The sequence below is a fragment of the Vibrio ouci genome (genome assembly GCF_004551525.1).
In the GTDB taxonomy this organism is placed as follows: domain Bacteria; phylum Pseudomonadota; class Gammaproteobacteria; order Enterobacterales; family Vibrionaceae; genus Vibrio; species Vibrio ouci.
Window position 1 is genome coordinate 1 of the sequence record NZ_SATR01000085.1, and the last position, 5,763, is coordinate 5,763.

Here is a 5,763-nt window from a genome sequence, read left to right on the forward strand (position 1 = left end):
AAACCACAAGGCAAGAACCAACTTGGCCGCCAAACGCGACTAACCCAAAACCAGTAATTCCACTTCCCTGCCCAATGAGGCAACCCGACTAAGCTTCAACAAACGCCCTGTCTTTCCAACCAAAGCGCAAAACAATAGTGAATTGCCGAGGCAACTGCCAAGCTGAAATGCTGATTGGCTAAGAACCTAAAAGCGACTTTGAGCCAGTTAAACAATAAGCCAACCGCCACGACCTGACAATGAAGCAACCCGCGAACATTGGCATGTTTTACGGGCTGAGAAATTCAAGAACTTAGACCGACAATGCGGATTTGCTGAGTCTACTAGGGACGGATTGCCAGAGGGACAAAGGACTAGAGCCGAAGACATTTAAGCCTTTGAAATACAAGTAAACATAACGCCAAATTAAGTAGTGAGCAACGCCATCACCTGACCTAACGCATTGTGCCGTAAACACTAAAGCTGATTCAAACTGAAAATGCCAAGCGTTGCGAATCTGCTTAAATTTATTGTTAGTTTAACTTTCACACGAATCGCACGATTTAATTAAATTGAACATTTCGCACAAACGATTATACTCTTACTAGCAACTCAAGTTTGGAGCTTTAACATGCATACATTAACAGCAAATGACGCTAAACGTAATTTTGGCGAACTACTTCTTAGTGCTCAACGAGAGCCTGTAAAAATCAGCAAGAACAGCAAAGATGCTGTCGTTGTTATGTCTATTCAGGACTACGAAGAACTTGAAGCCATGAAAGCTGATTACATTAGACATTGCTTTGAGGCAGCAAAAGAAGACCTAGCACAAGGTAATGCCGTTGATGGCGAAACATTCTTGAAGAGCCTGTAACTTGAAGTATGCAAACGAACAAATATAAGCTAAGCAAATTAGCACAAAGCCATTTGCGTAAAATTAAAAGCTACACCGTTACGAACTTTTCCGAACTCCAATGGAATAGCTATAGAGACAGCCTACTAACTGCTTTTCAAATGCTCGCTGACAATCCAGCAGTTGGAAGAAACTGTGATGAGTTGTACCCTGGTGGCTTCTACTTCCCTGTTGGCAAGCACACAGCCTACTTTACCAAAGAAGACGGCTTTATTCTGATCGTGGCCGTTCTTGGTCAATCGCAACTGCCTCAGAATCATTTGAAATAATATTCACGCCCTAACAATCACAGTTAGGGTGCGGAGCCTGATTGGTAAACTAACGCCAAATTAAGTAGTGAGCAACGCTACCACGGAAACTAAACCATTGTGCCGTAAACACTTAAGCCAATTCAAACCGAAAATGCCAAGCGTTGTGAATCACTCTTAAATTTATTGTTATGTTTTACCACAAACACATGATTTAATTGAGAAAGAACTGCCATTTCTAACTAGTTTTCTGAAGCAAACCACAAGGCTGAAACCAACTTGACCGACAAAGGCGACCAACCTAAAAGCAAGTAATTCCACTTCCCTGCCCAATGAGGCAACCCGACCAAGTACCAACAAGCGCCCTTTCTGTCCAACCAAAGCGCAAAACAATGCTGAATTGCCGAGGCAACTGCCAAACCGAAGTGCTACTTGGCTAAGAACCTAAAAGCGGCTTTGAGCCAGTTAAACATGAAACCGACCGCCACGACCTGACAATGAAGCAACCCGCGAACATTGACATGTTTTACGGGCTGAGAGATTCAAGAACTTAGACCGACAATGCGGATTTGCTGAGTCTACTAGGAACAAACTGCCAGAGGGACAAAGAACTAAAGCCCAAATCATTTAAACCATTGAAATACAAGTAAACATAACGCCCTGTTAAGGTGTGAGCAACGCAATACCTAAGCTTCCGCATACCACCTTAAACACTAAACGCAACGCATAGTAAAAATGCCATGCGTTGCGAATCACTCTTAAACAGTTTGTTAACTGCGTTACTTCTTAGGCTTTGGAGCCTCGTCTTTCAAGTACCTTGTTCCCGGAGGAGTTGGCGCTTTAGGTGGCGGTGGTGCTGGTTTTTTCTCAGACATTTTGATTACCTACATTTTTCTCTCTGGTTGATCTTTTTGTATCACGCGCCTTGAAGGTGGCTTAGCTGGCGGTGGTGGAGGCGGCGGTGTTTTATTGGACATAGTCACTCCTTGTGATTGGTTTAATTGTTCTAATGAAATAGCAATAGCAGTTAGTTGCTGATTTAAAGTCTGATTAATTATTGGAGTTTCTTTTCTCGGAGAAGATACGTCCAAGTTACCAACAACAAATAATGAAGATGCTATTATGAAAGGTATGCTTGAATACAGAAGCCAACCGAAAGATTTATGTACATGCTCAGAGCGAATGTCATTTACTTTTGTATTGTGAGAAGAGCAATCCCGAAACTTATTGTACACAAAGTCAGAAACCTGTTGGTCTACGTCGACTTCTGGTTGTGCTGCCTCTGGATATTGAGTGTTGTAAGTTCTAATACTCTCAGCATGCTCTAAGAGTTCAGCTCTGTAGTTGTCAATTTCGCTCGCTATTGGCATCCCTTCGTATTCATTTCCCCAAAAGGCTTTGACCAGATGTCTTACACAAAAAATAGCTAGCACTAAACAAGTCAATACGGAAAGTATGAAAATGCCAATAACGGGATGATTCTGCTCAAAATCTAACATTCTGATCATGTAGCTTAGTACCGCAAAGCCCGTAGCTATCAGTGCGAAATTAATTTGAACCCTACCTACTAACTTTTCCCGCACTTCCATTTCATGAAAGTACGTTTTCTCATAGAGCTCGTACAAACTTTGCTTATTCATTTATCTCCGTTCTCAAACTAATTGAAAGCAGTTAACGCCCAATTAAGGGGTGAACAACGCTTCCACCCAAACCTAAAGCATTGTGCCATAAACACTAAATTTGAAGTAGAAGCAAAAATGCCGAGCGTTGTGAATCCCTCTTAAATTGCTTGTTATGAGCGTTTTAAAGGGGGTGACTATGTCTCGTTTTGGGCAAGTTTTTACCTGTGAACTTTTAGGGGTATTATCACCACATTCCAACGTCAAAACCTCGGCTTACGATGATAAAACAACGAGAATACCGCTGTCCAATTTGGAAAGACCCTAAAACCTGTACCTGTCCTTCATGCGACAACCACAGAAAAGTGCAAGCCAGTAGGGCCGCCATAGAAACTGCGACAAGAAAGAACTTTGCTTCTGGTTCTAAATTTGCCTCTGTTCACATAGCACCTGAGCCTGTTGTACCCAAAGAAACGACTAGAGAGAAAATCGAACGACAACGCCAAGAACGATACGAAGAAGCAGAAAAAGGCTGGGCAAAGCTACAAGCTGAAAAACAAAACCAATTTTTACTTGGGTGGACACAAAACAAGCAAACCAGACCACTTGAACAGGTCTGGGAAGAACTGTTTACTGCCGAAACAACCAACACACAAAAGCGCTATATCAAACAATGTAACGTACACCTGAACAACCCTGTGAAACAGGGTGAAATCATTATTGTTCCAACAAGTGAACCCACTACCCCAAAAGACAAGCAAGCTTTAGCAGAGCTAAAGGAAGAAGCTACTGCGGCCAGTAAAGAACTCGGCAAGCTCAGCGATGAGCACGTGTCTATGGTCAGTCGACACTTAGAGCTTCTTGACCACTACGCAAACCAACAACCAGATATTCAAGAAGCTGATACCAATGATAATACCCCTGACCTTTACGCCCACGCTTCTACAGGCGTTGGTATGGCTACAGCAGCAGTACAGCAACATTTAAATAATATTAACGGTGTCTTGTTAGAGATTAATGACCTATACGCTGGTCAAGTAGCCATGGCAAGCCGTACTGGCGGAGTCAATTATGGCTCATTTGTCTCTCAGCGTGCCGAACTATTCAAGAAATTAGACGGTTCATTCGCTGCACTATCAAAGCGCACAGTACAGCTACCCGTTTATACACAAGTAAAACGCAACCTCAAACTGTCAACTAAATCAGTGATTCATAACGCTGACGAGATATTGAAATCAGGTTTTGTTAAAAACCTTGGTAAACGAATTGCCAATGTCTCCATTGGAGTATCCGCGACAAAAGGAGTTGGTTATATTGGTTTAGGGCTAGGTGCTGCTAGCGGAGTGAATAACATCTATGAAGCTTGTAAAGTCGATGGAACAGGAAACTGTAGCAAAACAACTAGCAAAGAAGTTGTAGCTTTCTTCGGAGGCGCATATTTAGGTGGTAAAATGGCGGCATGGGCCGTAGGAGGAACACTACTCCTTCTTGGTAGCGCCTCAGCTCCAGTTGTTGCAGTTGCATCAATAGGTGCATTTGTCACAGGAGGCACTGTAGGCGGCATGCTAGGCTCTAGCGTTGGAAAAGAACTAATTGACGGTGTCTATGAACTGTATGACTGGGTGGTGGAATAATATATGTCTGATGCTGCACTATGGGAATACCTAATTGCAATACCGGCTATCATTATGGGTAGCTACCTGATTGTTTGGGCGATTCCTGGGGTAATAATACTTTCTATAGTTTCTTTGGGTAGTAATAAACATATTGTGTTTATCGATAAACAGCTAGCAAAGTGCTTAAGCAAATACTATGACGAGAAAGGATATATGAAACCTCGTTATCAAATGCCTTACTCAATTTCTAGTAGGTTCACCAATTATTGCATTGCTTACCCCTTTATTAAAAACCGAGCTAAAACGAACTCTTTCAAGTTCAAATGTTTTATGTGGATGAACTCCCTTGGCTACTGGAGCTTCTGGGGAACCGGAATCTTCATAATACTAGCAAAAATGCTGCGACTTATACCTTAACTAGCAACGATGGTATAGCTCATAACGCCCAATTAAGTTGTGAGCAACGCTGCCACATTGCCTAAGCACTTCACCGTAATCACCAAACTAATTGAAACCGAAAGCGCCGAGCGTTGAGAATCAGCTTAAATTGTTTGTTAGCCATATACTAATTGGTATATCATCCCTTAAAACTCTCTTGAGGACAACAATCATGCTAATGGTTCTAAATACACGCGGTTTCAACCATAAAGAAGCTTATGGCGATAAACGAGTTGTTATGGATGCTGACTATTCGCAAGTTAAGCGTGCAAACATACAGAATCTCGCTGATGTAACACTAATCGTGCGTTTTAGTTATACAGAACATGGGCAAGTTGCGATTGAGAAATACGATAACATTAGCGTTAAAGAACACGAAACCACAAAAGACTTCGACCTCAACGATGCTGATAAAGGCGTTTTATTTCTGGGTGATCTTACTTCTCTAGAAATAGTAAACAAAGATTCAGCAGCAATCCTTTACCCAAAAGCTTTCAACAAGCTCGGACACTTTAATCAATTTACACTCAAGTGGGCTTGATATGGCTAACGCCAAATTAAGTAGTGAGTAACGCTACTACCCAACTAAACCATTGTGCCGTAGACACTTAAGCTGATTCAAAGCAAAAATGCCGAGCGTTACGAATCTGCTTGAATTTATTGTTATGTTTTACCACAAACACATGATTTACTTGAGAAAGAACTGCTATTTCTCACTAGTTTTCTGAAGCAAACCACACGGTATGGGTCAATTTGACCACCAAAGGCGTCCAACCAGAAACGAGTAATTCCACTTCCCTTCCCAATGAGGCAACCCGACCAAGAAACAACAAGCGCCCTATCTTTCCAACCAAAGCGCAAAACAATGCTGAATTGCCGAGGCAACTGCCAAGCCGAAATGCTGATTGGCTAAGAACCTAAAAGCGACTTAAAGCCACTTAAACTAGAAG

6 protein-coding genes are annotated in these 5,763 nt (G+C 42.1%); 5 read left to right on the forward strand and 1 reads right to left on the reverse strand.

Annotated features, from left to right (window positions below; translation table 11 throughout):
* Nucleotides 1-610 precede the first annotated feature (610 nt).
* Together ELS82_RS23070 and ELS82_RS23075 are read left to right on the forward strand one after the other, a co-directional pair.
* Nucleotides 611-853: a type II toxin-antitoxin system Phd/YefM family antitoxin gene (locus ELS82_RS23070; RefSeq protein WP_053340084.1), complete on the forward strand. Its 243-nt coding sequence runs from the start codon at nucleotides 611-613 to the stop codon at nucleotides 851-853.
* 8 nt (nucleotides 854-861) lie between these two features.
* The gene (locus ELS82_RS23075; RefSeq protein ID WP_134837532.1) at nucleotides 862-1,161 is read left to right on the forward strand and encodes a type II toxin-antitoxin system RelE/ParE family toxin; all 300 of its coding nucleotides are present in this window, start codon (nucleotides 862-864) and stop codon (nucleotides 1,159-1,161) included.
* Between the two features lie 863 nt (nucleotides 1,162-2,024).
* On the opposite strand, the gene ELS82_RS23085 is transcribed toward ELS82_RS23075, so the two are convergent.
* The gene (locus tag ELS82_RS23085) at nucleotides 2,025-2,780 is read right to left on the reverse strand and encodes a hypothetical protein (protein WP_134837533.1); all 756 of its coding nucleotides are present in this window, start codon (nucleotides 2,778-2,780) and stop codon (nucleotides 2,025-2,027) included.
* 260 nt (nucleotides 2,781-3,040) lie between these two features.
* Between ELS82_RS23085 and ELS82_RS23090 the strand changes: the two genes are divergently transcribed.
* The 3 genes from ELS82_RS23090 (at nucleotide 3,041) to ELS82_RS23100 (ending at nucleotide 5,354) form a co-directional block, all read left to right on the forward strand.
* Nucleotides 3,041-4,393: a hypothetical protein gene (locus ELS82_RS23090; RefSeq protein WP_244230865.1), complete on the forward strand. Its 1,353-nt coding sequence runs from the start codon at nucleotides 3,041-3,043 to the stop codon at nucleotides 4,391-4,393.
* A gap of 3 nt (nucleotides 4,394-4,396) precedes the next feature.
* Nucleotides 4,397-4,792, forward strand: a complete 396-nt coding sequence (locus tag ELS82_RS23095) for a hypothetical protein (protein ID WP_244230866.1) — start codon at nucleotides 4,397-4,399, stop codon at nucleotides 4,790-4,792.
* Nucleotides 4,793-4,985: 193 nt separating this feature from the next.
* Nucleotides 4,986-5,354, forward strand: a complete 369-nt coding sequence (locus ELS82_RS23100) for a hypothetical protein (RefSeq protein ID WP_134837534.1) — start codon at nucleotides 4,986-4,988, stop codon at nucleotides 5,352-5,354.
* The last annotated feature ends 409 nt before the right edge of the window (nucleotides 5,355-5,763 follow it).

Coding starts and splice junctions, on each gene's coding strand:
- ELS82_RS23070 (WP_053340084.1), top strand. CDS start 611: ATGCATACATTAACAGCAAATGACGCTAAACGTAATTTTGGCGAACTA.
- ELS82_RS23075 (WP_134837532.1), top strand. CDS start 862: ATGCAAACGAACAAATATAAGCTAAGCAAATTAGCACAAAGCCATTTG.
- ELS82_RS23085 (WP_134837533.1), bottom strand. CDS start 2,780: ATGAATAAGCAAAGTTTGTACGAGCTCTATGAGAAAACGTACTTTCAT.
- ELS82_RS23090 (WP_244230865.1), top strand. CDS start 3,041: ATGATAAAACAACGAGAATACCGCTGTCCAATTTGGAAAGACCCTAAA.
- ELS82_RS23095 (WP_244230866.1), top strand. CDS start 4,397: ATGTCTGATGCTGCACTATGGGAATACCTAATTGCAATACCGGCTATC.
- ELS82_RS23100 (WP_134837534.1), top strand. CDS start 4,986: ATGCTAATGGTTCTAAATACACGCGGTTTCAACCATAAAGAAGCTTAT.